Source organism: Lysinibacillus sp. TE18511, from assembly GCF_054062295.1.
Genome location: NZ_JBSSFD010000032.1, coordinates 13,960 through 38,724 on the forward strand (window position 1 = coordinate 13,960; position 24,765 = coordinate 38,724).

Here is a 24,765-nt window from a genome sequence, read left to right on the forward strand (position 1 = left end):
GAAAATATGTTAGTCTAAGGTGTTAGTAAGTGTTGGTCGGTTTTATTTATCCACATGTGGATAACGTTAAGGAGGTCATTAAATGGAGTTCGATACAATTGCTGCGATATCCACACCTATGGGTGAAGGAGCTATTGCTATTGTTCGTTTAAGTGGGGACGAAGCAGTAGCGATTGCAGATAAAATATTCAGATCGCCTGGTGGTAAAAGTTTAACAACGAAGGCTTCACATACAATTCATTATGGACATTTGGTCGATCCAAAAACAAATGAGGTTGTAGAGGAAGTAATGCTGTCATTAATGCGCGGACCTAAAACATTCACTCGTGAGGATGTAATAGAAATTAACTGTCACGGGGGACTAGTTTCGGTAAACCGTGTATTAAAGCTAGCATTAACAAATGGAGCAAGACTCGCAGAGCCAGGTGAATTTACAAAACGCGCATTCTTAAATGGACGTATCGATTTATCACAGGCTGAAGCAGTTATGGATTTAATAAGAGCAAAAACTGATAGAGCGATGAATGTAGCATTGGGACAAATGGATGGCAAATTATCACGTTTAATTGGTGACTTACGCCAAGCATTACTAGAGACATTAGCGCAAGTAGAGGTTAATATAGATTATCCGGAGTATGATGATGTAGAAGAGATGACGGTACCAGTATTAGTAGAAAAATGTACATGGGTACGAAATGAAATTATTAAACTTTTGCAAACATCATCTCAGGGGAAAATATTACGAGAGGGTCTATCAACTGTTATTTTAGGTCGCCCAAATGTCGGGAAATCTTCTCTTTTAAATAGTTTAGTACAGGAGAATAAGGCCATTGTGACAGATATTGCAGGTACAACTCGTGATATTATAGAAGAGTACGTGAATGTACGTGGTGTTCCGCTTCGTTTAGTCGATACAGCTGGTATTCGAGAGACAGAGGATATCGTCGAACGAATTGGTGTTGAACGTTCGCGTGAGGCTTTGCGTGGCGCAGATTTAATTTTATTTGTTTTAAACTACGCAGAAGAATTGACTGCTGAGGATGAGCGTCTATTCGAAACAATTGAGGCGATGGATTACATCGTTATTATTAATAAAACAGATCTACCGCAAAAAATTGATTTAGCACGTGTCAAAGAGCTAGCGGGTAACCATCGCATTGTGACAACATCTCTTTTACAAGAAGAGGGGATCACAGAGCTAGAGGAAGCGATTGCTGCGTTATTCTTTGAAGGACAAATTGAAGCGGGCGATTTAACATATGTTTCAAATGCAAGACATATTGCATTACTTCATCAAGCACAAGCAACGGTCGAGGATGCATTAGCTGGAGCACAAGCTGGTGTACCTGTTGATATGGTGCAAATAGATGTCACTAGAACTTGGGAAATACTTGGTGAAATTATCGGCGACACAGTACAAGAAAGCCTAATCAATCAGTTATTTTCACAGTTCTGCTTAGGAAAATAATTTTACTAAAGAAAGGAAGATACGAGCTATGCCAACAAATTATGAGGCAGGCACGTTTGATGTTATCGTAATTGGCGCAGGTCACGCAGGATCTGAAGCTGCACATGCTGCTGCCAAAATGGGTGCTAACACACTGATGTTAACAATCAATTTAGATATGATTGCATTTATGCCATGCAATCCTTCCATTGGTGGTCCTGCCAAAGGAATCGTAGTACGAGAACTGGACGCATTAGGTGGCGTCATGGGGAAAGTTATTGATAAAACGCATATTCAAATGCGTATGTTAAATACAGGGAAAGGTCCTGCTGTGCGTGCATTACGTGCACAAGCGGACAAAGTTTTATACCAACAAGAAATGAAACGCATCTTGGAGGAAACTGAAAACTTGACAATTCAGCAAGGAATGGTTGAAGAGCTAATAATTGTAGACGGGGAAGTAAAAGGTGTTATTACACAAATTGGTGCTATATACCGCGCTAAAACAGTTGTTATCACAACAGGTACATTCCTTCGTGGTGAAATCATTATTGGTGACGTAAAGTATTCAAGTGGGCCTAATAACCAACAACCGTCAATTCGTTTAGCTGATAACTTAAAAGAGCTTGGTTTTGACCTTGTGCGTTTTAAAACAGGTACTCCACCACGAGTGAATAATCGTACAATTGATTATGATAAAACAGAGATTCAACCAGGAGATGATGTTCCACGTGCATTCAGCTTTGAAACAACTGAATTCATTATGGATCAGCTACCTTGCTGGTTAACTTATACAAGCCTAGAAACGCATGAAATTATTGAGGCAAACCTACATCTTTCACCGATGTACTCAGGGATGATTAAAGGTACGGGTCCACGTTATTGCCCTTCTATTGAAGACAAGGTTGTGCGATTTAACGATAAACCGCGCCACCAAATTTTCTTAGAGCCAGAAGGTCGCAATACACGTGAAGTATATGTACAAGGTTTATCAACTAGCTTACCAGAGCATGTACAAACACGTTTACTAAAATCAATTCCTGGTTTAGAAAAAGCAGAAATGATGCGTGCTGGCTATGCAATTGAGTACGATGCAATCGTGCCAACACAATTGTGGCCAACTTTAGAAACAAAACGTATTAAAGGTTTATATACAGCTGGTCAAATCAACGGAACTTCTGGTTACGAGGAAGCGGCTGCTCAAGGCTTAATGGCTGGGATAAATGCTGCTGCTAATGTGCTTGGTAAACAAGAATTAATCTTAAGTCGTTCAGATGCTTATATTGGCGTATTAATTGATGATCTAGTAACAAAGGGAACAAATGAACCGTATCGCTTACTAACATCTCGTGCAGAATATCGTTTACTACTTCGTCATGATAACGCTGATTTACGTTTGGTAGAGCTAGGTTATAATGTGGGAATGATTTCTGAAGGAAGATATGCAACATTCAATGAGAAAAAAGAGCTGATTGAAAACGAAATTGCACGTCTCCGTGAAGTTATTATTAAACCAAATGAAGCAACACAAGCTGCTATTCGCTCTGTAGGTGGTAGTGAGCTAAAAGATGGTATCCGTGGAGTGGATTTATTAAAACGTACAGAAATGCATTATGAATTAGTTTCTTCGTTAATTCCAGCAGACATAGAGTTTTCGGATGAAGTGAAGGAACAAATTGAAATTCAGCTTAAATATGAAGGTTATATTGAAAAAGCATTGCAACAAGTTGAAAGGCTTCATAAAATGGAGAATAAAAAAATCCCAGAAAATATTGATTATGACGCTATTTCAGGTTTAGCAACAGAAGCTCGACAAAAATTAAAACAAGTTACACCACTTTCCATTGCCCAAGCATCGCGAATCTCTGGTGTAAATCCAGCAGATATTTCAATATTACTCGTTTATATGGAGCAAGGTAAAATCGCACGTGTCAGCGGTGAATAATAAAGATTCGTAAAGTGAATAAGGGGCGGGCATACCATTGTGCCCGCTTCCTATTTTTAAGGCTTTCCTATTTTACATAGTTGATTTGGAAATGTGAGTAGTTACATACTTACAAGTCAATAATAGAGATAGTAAAGCTATATAGATAAAGGAGACTTTACATGAATGAACAACAATTTTTTGAGGCGCTAAAGGAGAAGGGCATCGAACTTTCTGAAAAACAGATGGCTCAATTCAAAAAATACTTTGAGTTACTTGTTGAGTGGAATGAAAAGATGAACTTAACTGCTATTACCGATTTAGAAGGTGTTTATTTAAAACACTTTTATGATTCGATTAGTGCTTCTTTCTATTTTGATTTTTCCAAAGTAATAACAGTTTGTGATGTTGGAGCAGGAGCTGGTTTCCCAAGTATTCCAATTAAAATCTGCTTCCCGCATTTACACGTAACAATTGTTGATTCTTTAAATAAAAGAATTACATTTTTAAATCATTTAAGTGATGAGTTGCAATTAGAGAACATGCATTTTGTACATGCGCGAGCAGAGGAATTTGCTCAAAATGCGAAATATCGTGAGCAGTTTGACGTTGTAACAGCCCGTGCAGTAGCCCGTTTATCGGTTTTATCAGAGTTATGCGTACCATTAGCAAAACAAGGTGGCTATTTTGTTGCTTTAAAAGCAGCAGCAGGCGCAGAAGAATTAAAAGATGCAGAAAAGGCATTAGTTACATTAGGGGTTACACTAAAAGAAGAATTTTCTTTCCAGCTACCTGTTGAAGAAAGTGACCGTGTTTTATATATCTTTGATAAAATAAAAGGAACACCAAAAAAATATCCGCGTAAACCAGGTGTACCAAATAAATCACCGATTCAATAATTAGTGTTTCATGTGAAACTTCTCAAAGTAGAAAATAATTTTTCTATTTTGAGCATACATACTAGTTATGGATGGTTCACGCAAATGACATCTATGAACTATATACATTTTAGGAAATATAATAAATAATAATAGAATGACACAGAGCAAGATAGTTACTTAAAGGTGGTGCCACTTGGATGAAAAGTCCTTTTTCACGTTTTTTTGGAGGCGGAAATAAAACAGAGCCTATTGTGAAAAATGAAGTAGAACAAGCAGAGGCGGTTCATGCAGCAGAAGAAGTTATAAAGCTGCCTATTGATCAAATTGTGCCTAACCGTTTTCAGCCACGTACTATTTTTGATGATGAAAAAATCGAAGAATTATCAAGAACCATTCATACGCATGGTGTGATTCAGCCAATTGTTGTACGTAAAACAGCGGAAAATCAATATGAAATCATTGCTGGTGAGCGTCGTTATCGAGCAATGAAAAAGCTACAATGGACAGAAGTTCCGGCTATTATAAGAAATTTAACTGATAAGGAAACAGCTTCTATCGCGTTAATCGAGAACCTGCAGCGTGAAGAGTTAACTGCAATTGAAGAAGCTGTGGCCTACCAAAAATTATTAGAGCTTCATGAGCTAACACAAGAAGCACTAGCCCAACGACTTGGAAAAGGACAATCCACGGTAGCCAATAAATTACGTTTATTAAAGCTGCCTGAAGAAGTGCAGCGAGCTATTTTAACGCGTGAAATTTCTGAACGACATGCACGTGCATTAATTGCGATAAAAGATCAGCCATTACAGCTAGAAATTTTACAACAAACGATAGAAAATGATTGGAATGTTCGTCAGTTAGAAGAGCAAATTTATGCTTTATTACATCCTGTGGCGGCAGATCAAGAAGAAGCAACGCCGAAGAAAGCAAAGCCTAAACGTAAGGCGATTAGTAAAGATGTGCGTATTGCTTTGAATACTATTAAACAATCATTATCTATGGTAACGAAGAGTGGTATAACAGTTAAGACTGAAGAAGAAGATACAGAGGAATATTATCAAATTACAGTGAAGATACCTAAAAAGAAAAAATCTTGAGTACAAGAATTAAAGTTATTTTAGGAAAGTAATTTATTGAGTTTTTTAGAGACATCTCAGAAATATTTCTGAGATGTCTCCTTTTTTTGTATATATTCTTAATATTTTATACAACTCTTTTCTGTTTTTTTGATAGAATGAAAGTAAGATAGCGGTATTTAACTTCTTGCAGCGGGTGTCCAAACATCCGCCGGAGGCATAATTGATCAGTGATTTTACAATTGATTTGTCAAAGTGAACTTTGATAAATGAAAGCAGGTGCTTTTAAATGGGTAGAATTATAGCGATCGCCAATCAAAAGGGTGGCGTAGGAAAAACAACGACATCAGTCAATTTGAGCGCTTGTTTAGCGTTTTTAGGGAAGAAAGTGCTCTTAATCGATACTGATCCACAAGGAAATACAACAAGTGGACTTGGTGTTAATAAAGGAGAACTTAATGGCTGTATTTATGATGTGTTAATTGATGATGAAAACGTTGAAAATGTCATTAAAGAAACAAATGTCGAAAACTTATCGATTGTTCCAGCAACCATTTCACTAGCAGGAGCAGAAATTGAATTAGTTTCGACAATTTCAAGAGAAGTACGGTTAAAGCATGCACTTCAAGATGTAAAAGAAGACTATGATTATATTATTATTGATTGTCCACCTTCATTAGGGCTACTAACAATTAATGCTTTGACTGCATCAGATGCACTTATTATCCCTGTACAATGCGAATATTACGCATTAGAGGGACTAAGCCAGTTGTTATCAACCGTCCGTTTAGTGCAGAAGCATTTAAATCAGCAATTATATATTGATGGCGTATTATTGACGATGCTTGATGCACGAACAAACCTAGGCTTACAAGTTATTGATGAAGTAAAAAAATATTTCCAAGATAAAGTATACAAAACAATTATTCCTCGTAATGTACGATTAAGTGAGGCACCAAGTCATGGACAGCCAATTATCATTTATGACGCAAGATCGAGAGGTGCAGAAGTTTATTTAGAGATGGCGAGGGAAGTGATTAAAAATGGCTAAAGGTTTAGGAAGAGGCATAGGTGCATTATTTCCTGGAGAGTCTTTAGAGCAAAGTGGGCAAGTGGAAGAAATACAATTAGAGTTTATCGTCGCAAACCCATTCCAGCCTCGTAAAATTTTCGATGAAGAAACTTTACAAGAATTAGCTGACTCAATACAGGAACATGGTATTTTACAGCCAATTGCTGTACGTAAAAAAGGACGAAAATATGAAATCGTCGCTGGGGAACGCCGATATAGAGCAACTCAATTAGCAGGTTTAGAGGTTATTCCAGCTATTATAAAAGAGCTATCAGATACGCAAATGATGGAGTTAGCAATTTTAGAAAATCTACAGCGTGAAGATTTGACTGTTATCGAAGAGGCGGAGGCATATCAAAGCCTAATGGAAAACTTACATCTAACACAGGAAGAGCTATCCAAACGATTAGGGAAGAGTAGACCACATATTGCCAATCATGTTCGTTTACTAGCATTACCAGAGGATGTTCGTGCGTTCATGAACGATGGCGCACTATCGATGGGACAAGGACGAGCATTACTTGGATTAAAAAATAAAAGAAGAATATCAGAAGTAGCCAATAAAGTCATTAAACAAGGTTTAAATGTCCGTCAAGTTGAAATGTTGGTACAAAATTTAAATGAAGAAGTTTCACGTGAAACAAATCAATCGAAGAAAAAGGATATATTTGTTGCAGCAAAGGAAACACAATTACGCGATTATTTTGGAACAAATGTCCAAATTAAAAAAGCTAACAATAAAGGGAAGATTGAAATTGAATTTTACTCTGAAGATGATTTAGAACGTATTTTAGAAATACTAAATTTACAGGAAGAGTAAGAGAAATATCGATCACGTAATCAGAGCGCCGAGCTAAAAGGCGCTCTCTATTTTTCTAGAGAGGAGGAAGGATAGGCTATGGTATTACTAGGGACATTAATTAATGCTTTACTCATTATAGCGGGTGCATTAGTAGGGCGAATTTTCAAAAATATTCCTGAATCAATGAAATCTACTGTATTATCGATTATCGGTTTAGCAGTTGCACTTTTAGGGATTAAAATGGGCTTTGAAAGTGATAATTTTATTATTTTGGTGATAAGTTTAGTAGTAGGTACAGTAATTGGTGAATGGTTAGATTTAGATAAGCAAATGAATAGACTTGGACAATGGGTAGAATCTTTATTCAGCAAAAAGCGTACTGATAATAATCAAATTAATATTGCAGAGGGCTTTGTAACAGCCTCACTAATATTCGTAGTGGGCTCTATGGCTGTAATAGGTGCACTCGATAGTGGTCTGAGCAATGATCATAATGTGCTTATTACGAAAGGAATTATCGATGGATTTACATCGATAATTTTAGCATCTACATTAGGAATTGGCGTGTTGCTGTCCTCTATACCTGTATTTGTATATCAGGGATTGATTGCACTCTTTGCAGGTGCCATTAGCTCTTTTATACCAGATAGGGCATTACAAATGTTTATTACAGAAATGACTGCTGTAGGCGGTGTTATGATTTTTGCCATCGGTTTAAATATAGCGGGCTTAACTAAGATCAAGGCTGCTAACTTGTTGCCAGGTATCGTTGTTGTCGGTGTTATGGTTGCTATCCTCTATACTTTTCAGTGAGTACCGATGTACAGCGAGTAATAGAGCTCTTGAAAGCTTTTCAGCCATTGCATAGGAAATATGCAGTCTTGTATTTTGTAAAACAAGCATTTCCATAAAGCCTCCAATATTGACTATCCCCTTAACAGAAATGTCACCAATTGGGGGTAATTGTTTTTTTACAGCTTTTCCTGGAAAAATAGGTCCATTTTGCACAGAAATATGTCCTACATTTTGTTCACTTCCAAGACATGCATCAATCGCAATAATGAAAGGTTTTATAGTATGATTGTGTAGCTGTTGCATAGTAGTGTCTAAATTAAGAGCATGCAAAGGATCTTCTAAAGAACCTACTACTTCATATGGAAAGCTAACAGACTTTTTTAGGAAGCTTCCTGTTAATGGGCCGAGTGTATCACCTGTACAACGGTCACTTCCAATACAACAGAAAATAAGGCGTTCATGATGAAAGGGTATATGTTCTAAAAATAATGTACTTAACTGCCAAACGGCATTTTTACTTTCATGATGAAGAGTATAAGGGAGAAATAATTTTGGTATAGTATTCATAAAAAAACTCACTTTCCTTTTTATTTGTAAGAAGCGCTCGATTTTTATGCAGTATACGCAAATTTTTAGCAAGTTATTCAAGAGGTGGTATTAATGGATTGGTTTAACGAAAAGATATTGAAGAGATTTTGGGATACGGTGATGTCAGAGGAGTTTTGGGAAAATATAATAAATGCTTCAATTAAAATTACGCTTATTTTGATAGCATCGTGGCTAGCCGTACGATTAGGTAAAAAATTTATTAAAAAAGTGTTTTTAATACGAATGAGTTCACCGTTAAACCACTCAGAACGTCGACAAAAGACAATTGCCAGACTATTACAAAGTGTCATCTCCTATGCTGTTTATTTTTCAGCAATCATTGCTATTCTTTCTATCTTACATATTAAGGTAGCGGGGTTATTAGCTGGAGCAGGGATTGTCGGTTTAGCAGTCGGTTTTGGTGCACAAAGCTTAGTTAAGGATGTCATTACGGGGTTCTTTATTATTTTTGAAGATCAATTTGGTGTAGGTGATTATATAAAAATAAATGCAGCAGAAGGAACTGTTGTAGAAATCGGTTTACGAACAACAAAGATTAATGGTGCTACTGGAGAGCAGTTTATTATTCCAAATGGTGCGATTGGTGAGGTTATCAATTATTCTATAAATAATTCTAAAATTTTTATAGATTTACAAATGATGACGGATGCAGACTTTGAAAAAGCAGAAGCCATTATTAAAAAGTATTTAGCAACTCTACCAGATATTCACAAAGAGCTTGTATCAGTACCAGTCTTTTTAGGTGTACAAAGTGTTAAGGGTACAGAGGTAACTATTCGTATAGTCGCAGAAACATTGGCACAGCAACAATACGGAGTGGCGCGTGCAATTCGTCGTGATGTTACTAGACTCTTTGAAGAACATAATATTCCAATGGCTCATCCGAAAATGATGTTGTACGGTGTTAATGGGAAAGAAGAGGGGAGAAGTGAATAATATGGAAGATAAAAAGTTCAGTCTCAATGATATTGTTGAAATGAAAAAGCAACATCCATGTGGCACAAATAAGTGGAAAATTATTCGTATGGGGGCAGATGTACGTATTAAATGTGAAGGCTGTCAGCATAGTGTGATGATTCCACGCCGTGAATTTGAGAAAAAAATGAAAAAGATATTAAATTCCTCTAGTGAAGACTAACTTTCATCTTCATTCAGCAAATGTTTTGTAACGAAAGTGAAACATCAGTTACAGAAGATTCCCATCTCAGAAGGTGGTGAGATGAATGCACATGTGGTTCCTTTTCAGTGGGTGTTCAAACACCTGTACCTGTCGCTACGCTTTCGGACAAAAGACACTTGCTGAAATAGGGGAACTCAGTCTAAGAACGCCACGTCCTGTGGCAATTTATCTGTGCAAAAGCGAAGCGACAGCAACAAGGTTTTATCTGTGCGAAAGCGAAGCGACAGCAACAAGGTTTTATCTGTGCGAAAGCGAAGCGACAGCAACAAGGTTTTATCTGTGCGAAAGCAACAACACACGACTAAGTGACCAACATCACGTTGGCCCAAAGCCTCCGGACGCAATTACGCCAAGGCGAAATGGATGTGTATTAGACTTTTTATGAGTGAATCAATATAATAGATAGGGTTATACAGTGATTAATCAGTGGGGATTTTCTGCATCCTCATAGTATCCGTTAGTACGGGAGATAAGAGCAAATTTGAACCGATTATAGAAAGGTTGTGTCCATTTATGGCATTAACAGCTGGAATCGTTGGTTTACCTAACGTTGGAAAATCAACATTATTTAACGCAATTACAAAAGCGGGCGCATTAGCTGCAAACTATCCATTCGCAACAATCGATCCGAACGTAGGTATTGTTGAAGTACCAGATGCACGTTTAGATAAATTAACAGAATTAGTAACACCTAAAAAAACAGTACCAACAGCATTTGAGTTTACAGATATTGCTGGGATCGTAAAAGGCGCTTCAAAGGGTGAAGGGTTGGGGAACAAATTCCTTGCTCACATTCGTGAAGTAGATGCAATTTGCCAAGTTGTACGTTGTTTTGTTGATGAAAATATTACGCACGTATCAGGTGGAGTAGATCCAATTGACGATATTGAAGTCATTAATTTAGAGCTTGCACTTGCTGATTTAGAATCTGTTGATAAGCGATTACAACGTGTTGGCAAAATGGCAAAGCAAAAAGACAAAGAAGCAATGATTGAAGAACCAATTCTTGTAAAAGTTAAAGAACAATTAGAAAACGGTCGACCAGCGCGTGCTGCAGAGCTTTCAGAAGACGAGCTAAAGGTTATTAAAGGACTTCATCTTTTAACAATTAAACCTATGCTTTATGTGGCGAATGTTTCAGAAGATGAAGTTGCTGACGCAGATAATAACGAATATGTGCAAAAGGTACGTGAGTATGCAGCTGCTGAAGGAGCTCAAGTTATCACAATTTGTGCAAAAATTGAGGAAGAAATTTCTGAGCTTGATGATGAAGAAAAAGCAATGTTCTTAGAAGAACTAGGCATTAAAGAATCTGGTTTAGACCAATTAATCCGTACTTCATATGATTTACTAGGGCTAGCAACTTATTTCACTGCTGGGGTACAAGAAGTACGTGCATGGACGTTCCGTAAAGGCATGAAGGCACCACAATGTGCTGGAGTCATTCATACAGACTTTGAACGTGGATTTATTCGTGCAGAAACAGTTGCTTTCGATGATTTAGTTGAAGCTGGATCTCAACCTGCTGCTAAAGAAGCTGGTAAAGTACGTCTTGAAGGTAAAGAATATGTTGTTCAAGATGGCGATATTATGTTATTCCGTTTCAATGTATAAAAAATGTGCAGGGCAATCATAGGAAGATTGCCCTTTTTTTGTCTATATAGTTATCTGAATTTTCAATCCATAGGGGGTAGTTACAGTATGAACATAGTACAAATAAAAGAACGTGGTTTAGAAATTGAAGAGCTAGGTAGATTGCCAGAAGATGTGTTAGAGGTCATTTATGAGCACCAATTGTTTAAGTTATTCACAGCAAAGGAATTAGGGGGTAAGGATTTAGATTTACTAGAGGGTATGAAAGTATTTCAACAAATGTCTGCACTCGATGGGAATTTTGGCTGGCTTGTCACAATCGGTACAGGTGGTAATGCATTTATTCCAACATTAAACCAAGATGCTTGTGAAAAAATCTATTCACCAAGAAATGCAGTAATAGCAGGCAGTGGTTATCCTACAGGAACAGCAAAAAAAATGGATGGAGGCTATAGTGTTACAGGGCAGTGGAAATATTGTAGTGGCGCAGATTATGCTACAACTTTTACAATGAATTGCTTTGTCGAGCATGACGGTGTTAGGACGGATGAAATAATTAGTTGCTCAGTGGAGCGTGATCAGGTAGAGGTTCTTAACGATTGGCGGGCAATGGGCTTAAAAGCAACGGCTAGTCATACAATTCGTGTGCAAAATACTTGGGTACCACAAGAGGCGACATTTCAATTAGGCACAATTAAAAACAAGTATGAAAGTGCAGTACATAGTTTTCCATTTGGTGCATTTGCGGAAGCTTCTTTTTTAAGCGTTTGTCTTGGGATAACAGAAAATTTCTTAGAAGAGACGTCTATTTTAGTGAAGCAAAGAAATCATGATCCAAACCGTACTGAACGTATGGGTGCATTACAATTTTTATTGATGCAGCAACAGAAGCACTTTAGACAGCTTGAAGAGCAATTTTATTCAATATTGAATGGATACTGGCAAAAACATCAAGAAGGTCATAAGCTAGCTGAGGAAGAACTACAACAATTTTCACGACTGAGTAAAGATATTGCTGCAGCTTGTGTAGATATTGCCAATAACTTAATACGCAGACTTGGTATGGATGCAATTACGGAAACATCTTCGATCAATCGTATTTGGAGAAATTTATATACAGCTGCACAGCATGGTTTTTTAACCCCATAAATTTATGTAAAAAAATAGAATCTGCTAGGTCCCAAGCAGATTCTATATGGAAAACGTATTAAAAGTGTTCTCTAATCTAAGTTATTTCTTTTTCTCAGGCATATATACATAAAGCTTAGGAAATTGAGGGTCATCCTGTATTAACGCGTTTTTTGGATATTTGCGTAATTCTTTATACATGGCAAAATCACCGACTGCTCCAGCTATTAAAAAAGCACCCACTACTACTAAAACAGTACTGTTAAAGTAGAAACCGGCAATTGTCGGAAGGACGCCAGTTGTCCAGAATGGAAGTAATAAAGCTTTTTTCATTGTATGGTTTGGTAATGGTTGTTCAGTTGTTGCGTACGCTACGCCAAGCTCTAAATTAAGACCATATTTTAAAGATTTAAAGGGCACGCCTCCAAAGACCATAAAACCAATTAAATGAAAGGCTTCATGCAATATAATGAAAACAATATACAGGATGGCAAAAAGTATGACCCCACTAATCATACTCCAAAATGAAAAATCAAAATCTTTAAAGCAAATATATTGAATCGCTACAAATAATATGACAAGTCCACTTGTGACAACAATATTGTCCATCATCAGTTTTTTTATATCCAACTCTATTACGATTGGTTCTGTATCTAGTGGCATGAAGATTCTCCTTTTATAAATCAATTATTTATATTATATAGAATGAATTCTTTGTTTGCGACTTGAAAGAAAAGTGCCTATATGTTACAATTCATTGATGTGAGTAATAGTTATTACTTGCTCCTTGCTCCCTGTATACAGGAGAGCCTAAGTCCATAAGGAGGTGTAAACAGATGAGAAAATACGAATTAATGTACATCGTACGTCCGAACATTGAAGACGAAGCGAAGAAAGCTTTAGTTGAACGTTTCAACGAAATCTTAACTTCTAACGGTGCAGAAGTCATCGAATCAAAAGAGTGGGGCAAACGCCGCTTAGCTTATGAAATTCAAGACTTCCGCGAAGGTTTCTACCAAATCGTGAAAGTAAACGCTACTTCAGATGCAATTAACGAATATACACGTCTTGCTAACATTAGCGAAGATATCATTCGTCACATTGCGGTTCGCCAAGAAGCGTAATCATTTATTTTTAACAAAATGCTGAAAAGGAGGTTGCATTTCTGATGATAAACCGTGTCGTATTAGTTGGAAGACTAACAAAAGATCCTGAGCTGCGCTATACGCCTAATGGTGTTGCGTCTACAAGATTTACAGTTGCTGTGAATCGAACATTCTCAAACCAACAAGGTGATCGCGAAGCTGATTTCATTAGCTGTGTTGCTTGGCGCAAACAGGCTGAAAACCTTGCGAACTTCATGCGAAAAGGAAGTTTAATTGGAGTGGAAGGCCGCATTCAAACAGGCAGTTATGAAGGACAAGATGGTAAGCGAGTATACACAACAGATGTAGTGGCAGATAGCGTACAGTTTTTAGAACCTCGTAATGGTGGTGGTGCTCCTGCATCTCCTCAATACGGTGGACAGACTTACGGTAATAATCAACCGTCATATGGCGGTGGTCAACCACAACAACAGTTTGGTGGTGCTATGCCAGGGCAGGGTTCATTTGGCGGCGAAGCTTATCAGCAAAATCAACCACCTATGAATCAGCCGAATTATACACGTGTAGATGAGGATCCATTTGCTAATAGCAAAGGACCGATAGAAGTATCTGAGGATGATTTACCGTTCTAATACTTCTAAAATAAAAAATGATAAGGAGGAGACACACTATGGCACCACGTCGCGGAGGCCGCAAACGCCGTAAAGTTTGCTACTTCACTGCTAATAACATTACGAATATCGACTATAAAGATGTGGATTTATTAAAAAAATTCATCTCTGAGCGCGGTAAAATCTTACCACGTCGCGTAACTGGCACTAGCGCTAAGTACCAACGTAAATTAACTTCAGCTATCAAAGTATCTCGTATCATGGGATTACTTCCATTCGTTGCAGAAGATAAATAAGATAGATATAAAGCACAACAAAGGTTGATAAAATCTTGTTGTGCTTTTTTTATAGTAAAGTTCGTCTAGTTAGATTTGATACAATAATAACTTTTACCTGAGGGAAAGCGATATGTTAACCGTTTGGTCGGAGAATTTGGAATAACATAATCTCAATCGATATCAGGTGTATTGATTAGGAAAAAATAGGTTTATTATTGAGCGATAAAAGGATCTTTTTGTTGCTATTTTGCTAATATATTCCCATTTTCAACTGATTGTAGCGTAGGGCTACTCGACTCCCGCGGGAAAGCGAGACAGACGAGACCCTGCACGGAGCGAATGTTTTCTGTGCGAAAGTGCAACGATCGCAACAACAAAGCGGCTCGTCGCTCGCTCGCAGCGGAAATCAGAGCCTGTTAATTAATCAGAGTGGATAAAAATGGTTAATCAATACACCTGACTCTATATATTACCATTTGCCATTATCATAAGAATTGATTACACTTTTAAAGGCATGAAAAACGGAAGAATGAAATGTGAGATTGAAAAACAAAATACCATCCTATTACAGAAATGTATGGATGAAATAAACAATCGACTAAGTGAGTAGATTAAAAAATTTATTAACAAAACGGCTTATAATCATTTTGGTTAAAAGCCTTTTTTCATGTGATGAATTGTAATATTAAGTGTTCTTTCGGTAAAAAATCTCCTATATAGCTATGTTTTTTACACTTTAGCCAATGGTTTTACAAAATTAATGACAAAGCATACAGTTGTTGTTAGCGTTTTTTGTTCAATAACGTGAAAAAATGGTACAATAAAGGTCAGTAAGTTTGACTGAAAAAAGGAAGGTTTTCAATGCCGAATAATCAAACAAAGGCGCTTGTACAAGGCTCAATGATGGTCGCAATCTTTACGATTCTAATGCTTATTTCTGCATACGTACCAATCATTTTTATAGTAGGTCTAATATTTGCCCCACTACCGATTGCTTGGTATAGCGCAAATTACAAGCGTTCCTCATCAATACTCGTAGCAGTAGTAGGCTGTACCTTAACCACTTTAACGAGTGGTATAACTATGTTACCATTTGCCTTTATTTTGGCATTAATTGGTGTCGTAATAGGAAATGCAATTTATCTAAAGAAGAGCAAACTTTACCTATTCATGTCATCTGGGATTGCTTTTCTTCTATCAATGACAATAGTCTATGTAGCTTATGTACAATTTGCTGGTATCAACATAATTGACATGAGTTTAGAGATTTTACGCGAAAATTATGAGCAATCAAATGAACTTGCAAAAAATGTGACAGGTCAAGTAGTATTTCAGCCAGAGATAATTGAGGCAATGTTAAAAACTATCGAGCTGACAATGCCTGCAACAGTAACAATCTCTGCATTTTTCGCAGCATTTATTATCATAACGTTAAATTTACCTGTATTAAAACGTCTTGGTTTAGACGTACCGAAATTTGCACCGTTCCAAAATATGCGTCTACCACGATCTATACTCTGGTATTACATGATTGTGTTATGCATTAATTTATTTATGCGTCCAGAATTTGGGTCTACTTTAGATATTATTGTTTTAAATGTTTCTTATGTTTTATGGATGTTATTAATCCTGCAGGGAATTTCCTTTATACATTATTTCATTTCTAAAAAGGAAATGCCGAATGGTGTTAAATGGGTAGCTACTTTGTTAGCCTTACCATTAGCATCCTTTATGATATTGCTAGGTATTGTAGATTTAGGTTTCGATTTACGTTCACTTGTGAAGGGGAAAACTAAAGAATAAGGGGCTGATGTAATGGGGACTTTTAGAAAACGACCAATCCGCTATCCGCTTTTTGTTCTTTCCATTTTTGGCATTGTGACGTTCGTGCTTCTATGTATTTGGAATATCGGAGTAGGTATCGGTTATGGAGTAGGGTTTGTTCTATTAATGGCCTATACGTGGAAGGTAGAACAAATTACCTTTGAAGAAACGGAAAAGCATATTGAATCCATCTCCTTCCGCATGAAAAAAGTTGGGGAAGAGGCATTGCTGGAAATGCCAATTGGGATTTTACTTGTTAATGAGCAGTATGAAATAGAATGGTCGAATCCATATATGCAGAGTGTTTTAAATATGGAAAATTTAGTAGGTGAGGGAATCGTTAATATATCTGATGACATCTACGTGCTAATGAAGACCGAGGAGACCAACGAAGATACGATTACGCTTCGTGATCGTAAATATCGAGTTTATTATAAAAAAGAAGAGAATTTGCTATATTTCTTTGATATTACTGAGCAGATAGCTATTGAAAAACAATATTATGCAGATCGTACAGTCATTGCGATTTTATTTGTTGATAACTATGACGAAATTACACAAGCGATGGATGATCAGCCACGTAGTTTAACGAATACGATGGTGACATCAATTGTTAATGATTGGGCAGCTGAGCAAGGGATATTTGTGAAACGAATATCATCTGATCGTTTTTTAGCTGTATTAAACGAATCCATTTTAATGGAGCTTGAAAAGAAAAAATTTGCTATTTTAGATACCATTCGAGAAAAAACAGCACAAAAAAATACGTCATTAACATTAAGTATTGGTGTTGGCGCAGGATCTTCTTCATTAGTAGAACTTGGTGAATTAGCACAGTCAAGTCTAGATCTAGTTTTAGGCCGTGGTGGTGATCAGGTTGCCATCAAGCAACCTACTGGAAAGTTAAAATTCTATGGTGGGAAAACGAATCCCGTTGAGAAACGTACGCGCGTTAGAGCACGTGTTATTTCTCATGCACTACGTGATTTAATTCAAGATAGTGACCAAGTGTTTATCATGGGACATAAAAACCCTGATATGGACTCTATTGGTGCCTCTGTTGGTGTACGTAAGATGGCACAAATGAATGATGTAAAGGGCTATGTCATTATAAATTTTGATGAATTAAACGGCAGTGTAACGCGTTTAATGAATGAAATTGAGAATAAATCGGATTTCTATGAAAATTTCCTAACACCAGAGGAAGCTGCGACAAAAATGACAGAAAAGTCATTGCTCGTTATTGTCGATACACATAAACCGAATTTAGTCATCGATTCACACCTATTGAAGCTCGCTGAAAAAGTTGTAGTGATTGATCACCATCGTAGAAGTGAGGATTTTATAGAAAATCCAACGCTTGTTTATATGGAACCATACGCGTCGTCCACGGCTGAACTTGTGACAGAGTTACTCGAGTATCAACCAAAACGTGCAAAGATTAATATGCTAGAGGCTACTGCATTACTGGCGGGAATTATTGTAGATACGAAGAGTTTTACACTGCGTACAGGAGCTCGTACTTTTGAAGCAGCATCTTATTTACGGACAAATGGTGCAGATACAGTGTTAGTACAGCGATTACTAAAAGAAGATGTCGATACGTATATTGAACGTTCTAAAATAGTGCAGACTGTTAATTTCGTGAAGCCAGGTATTGCCATTGCTGTAGGTGAGGAAGCAAAAATATATGATTCTGTACTAATTGCGCAAACAGCAGACATTTTACTAACCATGAAGGATGTTGGTGCTTCCTTTGTCATAGCGCATCGTTCAGATGGCAAAATCGGCATAAGTGCAAGATCACTTGGCGAGGTAAACGTACAGCTTATTATGGAAAAGCTTGGTGGCGGTGGGCATTTAACGAATGCAGCTTGCCAAATCGAAGCAAATTCCATTGCTGGAGTAAAAAAATATTTAGAAGAGGCCATAAATGAGGTACTCGAAGGGAGTTCTGAATCATGAAAGTAGTATTTTTGAAAGATGTTAAAGGAAAAGGAAAAAAAGGAGAAGTTAAAAATGTAGCAGATGGCTATGCACAAAACTTCTTAATTAAAAATGGCTACGCTGCAGAAGCAAATGCTCAATCATTAAGTCAATTAGATGGTCAAAAGAAATTAGAGGCTAAAAACGCTGCTGCAGAATTAGCTGAAGCAAAAGCATTAAAAGAAAAATTAGAGGCGTTAACAGTAGAAGTAAAAGCAAAATCAGGTGAAGGTGGTCGCCTATTTGGTTCTGTATCTACAAAGCAAATTGCAGATGCGCTTCAAAAAACGCATGGCATTAAAATTGATAAACGTAAAATGACTTTAATTGATGGAATTCGTGCGCTAGGCTTTACAAATGTACCTGTAAAACTACATCATGAAGTATCAGCAACATTAAAAGTTCATGTAACGGAAGAATAAGGGGCGGCAATCCATGAACGAACCGATGATGGACCGCGTCCCACCGCATAACCGGGAAGCGGAGCAATCGGTTATCGGTGCAATTTTTCTTGATCCTCAAGCGTTAATCACTGCATCTGAAATTTTACTAGCAGATGATTTTTATCAGAATGCACATAAGAAAATTTTTGAAACGATGCTACGTTTAAGTGATCAAGGAAAAGCGATAGATGTTGTAACAGTTACTGAAGAATTATCAGCTAAAAAAGAAATTGAGGATGTTGGCGGGCTATCGTATTTACTAGAGCTCGCCAATGCTGTCCCTACAGCTGCTAACGTCGCACACTATGCGAAAATTGTCGAAGAAAAGGCCTTATTACGTCGTTTAATTCGTGTAGCTACTAAAATAGTAGAAGATGGCTATACTCGTGAAGATGAGGTAGAGGCATTACTTGGTGAAGCAGAGAAGAAAATGATGGAGGTAGCCAGTCGTAAAAATGCGGGTGACTTTAAGCATGTTAAAGACGTATTGGTGGAAACCTTTGATAACATTGAGCAGCTTCAATCACAAAAAGGTGATGTTACAGGTATTCCGACAGGCTTCCGTGACTTAGACCATATAACAGCTGGCTTCCAGCGTAACGATTTAATTATTGTTGCGGCACGTCCATCTGTAGGGAAAACAGCCTTTGCATTGAATGTCGCACAAAGTGTTGCCGTTCAAGCGCGGGAAAATGTTGCGATCTTCTCCTTAGAGATGGGTGCTGAGCAGCTAGTTATGCGTATGCTTTGTGCAGAGGGAAATATAGATGCACAAGTTTTACGTACTGGTGCTTTAACAACGGAAGATTGGGGTAAACTAACTATGGCAATGGGGAGTTTATCGAATTCCGGAATTTTTATTGATGATACACCGGGTGTACGTATCAATGAAATTCGCGCAAAATGTCGACGTTTAGCACAAGAGCATGGCCTCGGTATGATTTTGATTGACTATTTACAACTTATTCAAGGTAGTGGTAAAGCAGGGGAGAACCGTCAGCAAGAGGTATCTGAGATTTCACGTTCTTTAAAACATTTAGCGCGTGAATTAAAGGTTCCAGTCATTGCATTATCACAGCTATCTCGTGGCGTTGAGCAACGTCAAGATAAGCGACCAATGATGAGTGACTTACGTGAATCGGGAAGTATTGAGCAAGATGCTGATATTGTTGCCTTCTTATATCGTGATGATTATTACGATAAAGAGTCCGAGAGTAAAAATATGATTGAAATTATTATTGCTAAACAGCGTAACGGTCCAACAGGTACGGTTACACTTGCGTTTAAAAAAGAATTCAATAAATTCATTAATGTGGATTGGTCGCAAATGCCGCCACCACCTCCACGTGATTAAATAATTATTTGGCTCATCACCAATAGTTGGAGATGACATTTGTTAAAACGTATGCTATTTATCTCCATTCAAAGAGAAACTTAGCGTCAGCAATTATGCCAAGGCGGAATTAATCTGAATGTTAGATAATATTCATATCATTCTGTCATTAAACACGAACGTTGAATCATATCATTTGATTTTACGTTCGTGTTTTAACTATTTTTTTGTTGACTAGGCGTTTCTATCATTGTTACAATAATTAACGGCTTGAAAATTGTGATACAAACGTATCTAACGGAGGTGCTGATTATGACATCAGTTGTAGTTGTAGGAACACAGTGGGGAGACGAAGGGAAAGGTAAAATTACAGATTTCCTTTCACAAAAAGCCGAAGCAATCGCTCGTTTTGCAGGTGGCGATAATGCAGGACATACAATTAAATTTGATGGGGAGACTTATAAGCTACATTTAATTCCATCAGGTATTTTTTATAAAGAAAAAACTTCAGTAATCGGTAATGGATTGGTTGTTAATCCGAAGTCATTAGTAACTGAGCTTAGAGGCTTACAAGAGCGTGGTATTGATACGGATAATCTACGTATTTCTAACCGTGCACATGTTATTTTACCTTATCATATCAAACAAGATATTGCTGATGAGGAAAGCCGTGGCGATAAAAAAATTGGTACGACTTGTAAAGGGATTGGACCTTGCTATCAGGATAAAGTAGCACGTATCGGTATCCGTATGGCTGATTTATTAGACAAAGAAGTATTTGAAGAAAAATTACGTCATAATTTAGCAATTAAAAATAAATTATTCGAGAAATTCTATGAAGTTGAAGGTGTCACATTCGAAGAAATTTTCGAGGAATATTACGGCTATGGACAAGAAATCGCAAAATATGTAACAGACACATCTAAAATCTTAAATGATGTACTTGATGAGGGCGGCAAAGTGTTATTTGAAGGTGCACAAGGTATTTTACTTGATGTCGATCAAGGTACGTATCCATTTGTAACATCTTCGAATCCTGTTGCCGGAGGTGTAGCGATCGGTGCTGGCGTTGGTCCATCACGCGTTACAAGTGTTATTGGTGTATCTAAAGCCTATACATCTCGTGTTGGTGATGGTCCGTTCCCAACTGAATTATTTGATGAAGTGGGTCAACAAATTCGTGAAGTAGGTCGTGAATATGGTACGACAACAGGTCGCCCACGTCGCGTAGGATGGTTCGATACAGTAGTAGTACGTCATTCACGTCGCGTAAGTGGTATTACACATCTTGCACTTAATTCTATTGACGTTTTATCTGGTTTAGAGACAGTGAAAATCTGTACAGCGTATAAATATAAAGATGAAACAATTACGGAGTATCCTGCAAATCTTCATATTATTGAACAATGTGTGCCAATTTATGAAGAGCTTCCAGGCTGGTCAGAAGATGTTACAGGTTGCAAAACATTAGAAGAGCTACCTGAGAATGCACGACGCTATGTAGAACGTGTTAGTGAATTAACAGGTATTCAAATTGCTACTTTCTCTGTTGGTCCTGCACGTGAACAAACGAACGTTTTAGTAGACGTTTGGGAAGCATAATAAATGAAAAACACAAAAGGGTGTGCCGTATGCGGTACACCCTTTTATGTTTGTGAAAGAAACCATATTCTGTGATAGCGCCTACGTTTTACCCTGATTAGCGCAACCCACATAAGCCAATACTTATATGAAAATATGATTATTAAAAAAACTACAAAAAATAGGGATTATGTAACAATTAGTAGATAAATAATACATTTACATTACAAAAAGATGAAAATATTCAAACCGTATTTTCTTTATGATACAGTATAGTGGTGCAAAAAAGCCTTGTAGGTAATTAATCCTACAATAGGTTAAAGTTGGAAGGAGCTTTATTGATGAGTTCATCTTGGTTTAGAAAAGAAAAAAACAATAGATTCACTTACAATTTTTCTTCAATAAAAAAGGTATCCATTATTACAGTTTTAATGACAAGTTTAACGTTTAATGTAGGTTTTGCAAAAGAAAATCATCAAGAAGATTTACATAAAATTTATCACGTTTACGTGGGAAATAAATATATTGGTGCGGTCTCTAATGAGAAAGCGATCCAAGAAATCATTGCATCCAAGGAAAAAGAGGCAAAACAACAATACAAAGAGTTAACGATCGATGTTAACTCATCTGTTAAAATAATCCCAGAGCAAGTGTTTAGTAATGAAACAAAAGATGCGGAAACTTTGGCTAAGATTGAGCAATCTTTAGTAGCTCAGTCTCCAGCTTTTACATTATTTGTAGATAATAAGCCTGTTGTTTATTTAAAAGATGCAAAAGCCTATGAAGATACTATTCGTATGCTAAAGCTACAATATGTTTCACAGCAAGAGTTAAATAGTTTAGATACTAACCAGCAATCTACGAATATACCACCGTTACAAACTGGTGAAACACGCCTTTTAGATATTTCTTTTAAACAGGGAATTTCAGGTGCAGCACAAAAAGTAGCCCCGAATGCTATTGTAACACCTGAGGAAGCTGTGAAATATTTAATGACAGGCGCTCTTGAGCAAGAAACATATAAAATTCAATCAGGTGATGTTCTAGGCTCGGTTGCTAAAAAACATGATTTAACAACAGCTGAGCTAGTAGCGTTAAATCCTGGTATCACGGTTGATACAGTTTTACAAATCGGACAAGCATTAAACGTAACAGTCGCTAAACCATTTGTAACACTTGAAGTAAAACAGGAAAAGAAAGTTACTGATCAAATTCCATTTAAAAAAATAATCGAAGAAGATCCGACGATGTATAAAGGTGAGAAAGTAATTAAACAACAAGGTGTTAATGGAAAGAAAGAAACTACTTATTTGTTAACGTCTGAAAATGGGAATCGTACATCCAAAGTTGCGTCAGAAGAAAAAATCGTACAGCAACCTGTTGACCAAATTGAAGTTGTTGGTACGAAAGTAATTTCATCTCGTGGCACGGGTGAATTTTCTTGGCCTGCTGTAGGTGGCTCTATTTCAAGTCAGATGGGTGAACGTTGGGGAGATTTCCATCGTGGTATTGATATTGCCCGTCCAAGTAACTACAATATTTTAGCTTCTGATAATGGCGTTGTTGCCGCAGCTGGCGTATCAGGTACCTATGGTAATCGTATCGTGATTAATCATAATAATGGTTATACGACACTTTACGGACACTTATCTTCAATTAATGTTAAAGTCGGGCAGGTAGTAGAAAAAGGTTCTGTTATAGGTATTATGGGTTCTACTGGAAATTCAACAGGTACACATCTACACTTTGAAGTTGAAAAGAATGGTTCGTTAGTAAATCCATTATCATATGTAGGTCGTTAATCCATTCGGATAGAAGGCAGCCAAAAAGGGGCTGTCTTTTTGTATAGTTCTTTTATAATTCCAAGTTATTTCCCGAGAAATATTTGTCGAAATGTAGTTCAATACAATATCGTCTAATGTCTTTAGATTTAGAATAATGCATAGAAGTTAAAAGCATGGTAGAGTTAAGAGTAGTGACTTTAACTTCTTTCAGCAGATAATTTTTGTACCGAAAGCGTAGCGTCAGGTACAGATAATTTTTGTACCGAAAGCGTAGCGTCAGGTACAGAAGTCTCCCATCTCTATAGGTAGTGAGATGAATGCGGGTTAAAGTTATTTTTCAGTGGGTGTCCTAACATCCGTTGAAATAGAGGAACTCAGGTTAAGAACTTCACAGCCTGTGGAAACGCCTGAGTGACCAACATTGTGTTGTCGCTGTTGCTGCGCTTTCGCACAGACAAAACCATTTTGCTGTTGCTATGTTAGCACTGCACTTTCTCTGTTGGACTAAAGCATCCAGCGGATAAATACATTTTGTTTAAGAATAGATCATTACACTTCGTTTAAGAATAGATAAATAGCGAAAGGGAGAAAAAAGATGGACAAAACAATTTTAGTTGTTGACGATGAAAAACCAATCGCAGATATTTTACAGTTTAATTTAATTAAAGAAGGCTACAAAGTTATTTGTGCTTATGATGGAGATGAAGCACTAGCGAAGGTTGAAGAAGAACAACCAGATTTAATGCTTTTAGATATAATGTTACCAAAGCGTGATGGGATGGAAGTTTGTAGAGAAATACGAAAAAAATATGATTTTCCTATCATTATGCTAACAGCAAAAGGCTCTGAGATTGATAAAGTATTAGGATTAGAAATGGGCGCAGACGATTATGTGACAAAGCCATTTAGTACACGTGAGCTTATTGCACGTGTAAAGGCAAATATGCGTCGCTTACAAGTGGTAGCCCCTGCTGCCGAAGAGGTTGAAGAAGCGTCCAATGAAATTGTGGTAGGGTCGCTTGTTATTCAGCCTGATGCCTACTTAGTATTGAAACGTGATGAGTCAATTGAATTAACCCATAGGGAGTTTGAGTTATTACATTACTTAGGTAAGCATATTGGACAAGTAATGACGCGTGAGCATTTACTACAAACTGTGTGGGGCTATGACTATTTTGGCGATGTACGAACAGTTGATGTAACAATTCGTCGTTTACGTGAAAAAATAGAGGATAACCCAAGTCACCCAGCTTGGATTGTAACACGCCGTGGTGTAGGGTATTATTTACGAAATCCTGAACAGGAGTAAATA

24 protein-coding genes are annotated in these 24,765 nt (G+C 37.2%); 22 read left to right on the forward strand and 2 right to left on the reverse strand.

Annotation, left to right across the window (positions count from 1 at the left end):
* The first annotated feature begins 82 nt into the window (after positions 1-82).
* The 7 genes from mnmE (at position 83) to ACVWXS_RS19030 (ending at position 8,015) form a co-directional block, all read left to right on the forward strand.
* On the forward strand, positions 83-1,468 hold the full coding sequence (mnmE, locus tag ACVWXS_RS19000) for a tRNA uridine-5-carboxymethylaminomethyl(34) synthesis GTPase MnmE (RefSeq protein WP_368637199.1): 1,386 nt from the start codon (positions 83-85) through the stop codon (positions 1,466-1,468).
* A 28-nt stretch (positions 1,469-1,496) separates the two neighbouring features.
* Positions 1,497-3,392, forward strand: a complete 1,896-nt coding sequence (gene mnmG, locus ACVWXS_RS19005; protein ID WP_456959672.1) for a tRNA uridine-5-carboxymethylaminomethyl(34) synthesis enzyme MnmG — start codon at positions 1,497-1,499, stop codon at positions 3,390-3,392.
* Positions 3,393-3,553: 161 nt separating this feature from the next.
* A complete protein-coding gene (rsmG, locus tag ACVWXS_RS19010; RefSeq protein WP_456959673.1) occupies positions 3,554-4,270 on the forward strand; it encodes a 16S rRNA (guanine(527)-N(7))-methyltransferase RsmG in 717 nt (238 codons plus the stop codon).
* A 179-nt stretch (positions 4,271-4,449) separates the two neighbouring features.
* Positions 4,450-5,349, forward strand: coding sequence for a nucleoid occlusion protein (gene noc / locus ACVWXS_RS19015; protein ID WP_374964385.1), 900 nt, complete (start codon positions 4,450-4,452; stop codon positions 5,347-5,349).
* A gap of 268 nt (positions 5,350-5,617) precedes the next feature.
* Positions 5,618-6,379 carry a ParA family protein gene (locus ACVWXS_RS19020; RefSeq protein WP_368637203.1) on the forward strand — a complete coding sequence of 254 codons (762 nt, stop codon included), beginning with the start codon at positions 5,618-5,620 and terminating at the stop codon, positions 6,377-6,379.
* Positions 6,372-7,220, forward strand: coding sequence for a ParB/RepB/Spo0J family partition protein (locus ACVWXS_RS19025; protein WP_368637204.1), 849 nt, complete (start codon positions 6,372-6,374; stop codon positions 7,218-7,220). The genes ACVWXS_RS19020 and ACVWXS_RS19025 overlap by 8 nt, the downstream gene beginning before the upstream one ends.
* Before the next feature lie 78 nt (positions 7,221-7,298).
* Entirely contained in the window at positions 7,299-8,015 is a 717-nt protein-coding gene (locus tag ACVWXS_RS19030) for a DUF554 domain-containing protein (protein WP_456959676.1), read from the forward strand.
* Here the strand turns inward: ACVWXS_RS19030 and yyaC are convergent.
* Positions 7,932-8,564, reverse strand: a complete 633-nt coding sequence (yyaC, locus tag ACVWXS_RS19035) for a spore protease YyaC (RefSeq protein ID WP_368637206.1) — start codon at positions 8,562-8,564, stop codon at positions 7,932-7,934. The genes ACVWXS_RS19030 and yyaC overlap by 84 nt on opposite strands.
* A 93-nt stretch (positions 8,565-8,657) precedes the next feature.
* Here yyaC and ACVWXS_RS19040 point away from each other — a divergent pair, with 93 nt between their 5' ends.
* The 5 genes from ACVWXS_RS19040 (at position 8,658) to ACVWXS_RS19060 (ending at position 12,528) form a co-directional block, all read left to right on the forward strand.
* Positions 8,658-9,542, forward strand: a complete 885-nt coding sequence (locus ACVWXS_RS19040; RefSeq protein ID WP_456959678.1) for a mechanosensitive ion channel family protein — start codon at positions 8,658-8,660, stop codon at positions 9,540-9,542.
* A gap of 1 nt (position 9,543) precedes the next feature.
* The gene (locus ACVWXS_RS19045) at positions 9,544-9,744 is read left to right on the forward strand and encodes a DUF951 domain-containing protein (protein ID WP_368637332.1); all 201 of its coding nucleotides are present in this window, start codon (positions 9,544-9,546) and stop codon (positions 9,742-9,744) included.
* Between the two features lie 85 nt (positions 9,745-9,829).
* Positions 9,830-10,171 carry a hypothetical protein gene (locus ACVWXS_RS19050; RefSeq protein ID WP_456959680.1) on the forward strand — a complete coding sequence of 114 codons (342 nt, stop codon included), beginning with the start codon at positions 9,830-9,832 and terminating at the stop codon, positions 10,169-10,171.
* Positions 10,172-10,299: 128 nt separating this feature from the next.
* Positions 10,300-11,400 (forward strand): redox-regulated ATPase YchF, encoded by a 1,101-nt coding sequence (gene ychF / locus ACVWXS_RS19055; protein WP_068985809.1) that lies wholly within the window; start codon positions 10,300-10,302, stop codon positions 11,398-11,400.
* An 87-nt stretch (positions 11,401-11,487) separates the two neighbouring features.
* On the forward strand, positions 11,488-12,528 hold the full coding sequence (locus ACVWXS_RS19060) for an acyl-CoA dehydrogenase (RefSeq protein ID WP_456959682.1): 1,041 nt from the start codon (positions 11,488-11,490) through the stop codon (positions 12,526-12,528).
* An 81-nt stretch (positions 12,529-12,609) separates the two neighbouring features.
* On the opposite strand, the gene ACVWXS_RS19065 is transcribed toward ACVWXS_RS19060, so the two are convergent.
* Positions 12,610-13,170 (reverse strand): DUF3267 domain-containing protein, encoded by a 561-nt coding sequence (locus tag ACVWXS_RS19065; protein ID WP_368637209.1) that lies wholly within the window; start codon positions 13,168-13,170, stop codon positions 12,610-12,612.
* Between the two features lie 173 nt (positions 13,171-13,343).
* Here ACVWXS_RS19065 and rpsF point away from each other — a divergent pair, with 173 nt between their 5' ends.
* From rpsF to yycF, 10 genes are all read left to right on the forward strand, one after another.
* On the forward strand, positions 13,344-13,631 hold the full coding sequence (gene rpsF, locus ACVWXS_RS19070; RefSeq protein WP_068985806.1) for a 30S ribosomal protein S6: 288 nt from the start codon (positions 13,344-13,346) through the stop codon (positions 13,629-13,631).
* Positions 13,632-13,675: 44 nt separating this feature from the next.
* A complete protein-coding gene (gene ssb / locus ACVWXS_RS19075) occupies positions 13,676-14,245 on the forward strand; it encodes a single-stranded DNA-binding protein (protein WP_368637210.1) in 570 nt (189 codons plus the stop codon).
* A gap of 38 nt (positions 14,246-14,283) precedes the next feature.
* Positions 14,284-14,520, forward strand: a complete 237-nt coding sequence (rpsR, locus tag ACVWXS_RS19080) for a 30S ribosomal protein S18 (RefSeq protein WP_049662616.1) — start codon at positions 14,284-14,286, stop codon at positions 14,518-14,520.
* Between the two features lie 843 nt (positions 14,521-15,363).
* Positions 15,364-16,305 (forward strand): YybS family protein, encoded by a 942-nt coding sequence (locus tag ACVWXS_RS19085; RefSeq protein ID WP_368637211.1) that lies wholly within the window; start codon positions 15,364-15,366, stop codon positions 16,303-16,305.
* Positions 16,306-16,317: 12 nt separating this feature from the next.
* On the forward strand, positions 16,318-18,291 hold the full coding sequence (locus ACVWXS_RS19090) for a DHH family phosphoesterase (protein ID WP_456959684.1): 1,974 nt from the start codon (positions 16,318-16,320) through the stop codon (positions 18,289-18,291).
* On the forward strand, positions 18,288-18,734 hold the full coding sequence (rplI, locus tag ACVWXS_RS19095) for a 50S ribosomal protein L9 (RefSeq protein WP_374964400.1): 447 nt from the start codon (positions 18,288-18,290) through the stop codon (positions 18,732-18,734). The genes ACVWXS_RS19090 and rplI overlap by 4 nt, the downstream gene beginning before the upstream one ends.
* A gap of 13 nt (positions 18,735-18,747) precedes the next feature.
* Complete coding sequence (dnaB, locus tag ACVWXS_RS19100; protein WP_456959686.1) at positions 18,748-20,109, forward strand: replicative DNA helicase; 1,362 nt, start codon at positions 18,748-18,750, stop codon at positions 20,107-20,109.
* A 291-nt stretch (positions 20,110-20,400) separates the two neighbouring features.
* Entirely contained in the window at positions 20,401-21,690 is a 1,290-nt protein-coding gene (locus tag ACVWXS_RS19105) for an adenylosuccinate synthase (RefSeq protein ID WP_368637215.1), read from the forward strand.
* 320 nt (positions 21,691-22,010) lie between these two features.
* Positions 22,011-23,471, forward strand: a complete 1,461-nt coding sequence (locus ACVWXS_RS19110; RefSeq protein WP_456959687.1) for a peptidoglycan DD-metalloendopeptidase family protein — start codon at positions 22,011-22,013, stop codon at positions 23,469-23,471.
* A gap of 577 nt (positions 23,472-24,048) precedes the next feature.
* Positions 24,049-24,762 (forward strand): response regulator YycF, encoded by a 714-nt coding sequence (gene yycF / locus ACVWXS_RS19115; RefSeq protein WP_456959688.1) that lies wholly within the window; start codon positions 24,049-24,051, stop codon positions 24,760-24,762.
* Positions 24,763-24,765: the final 3 nt, after the last annotated feature.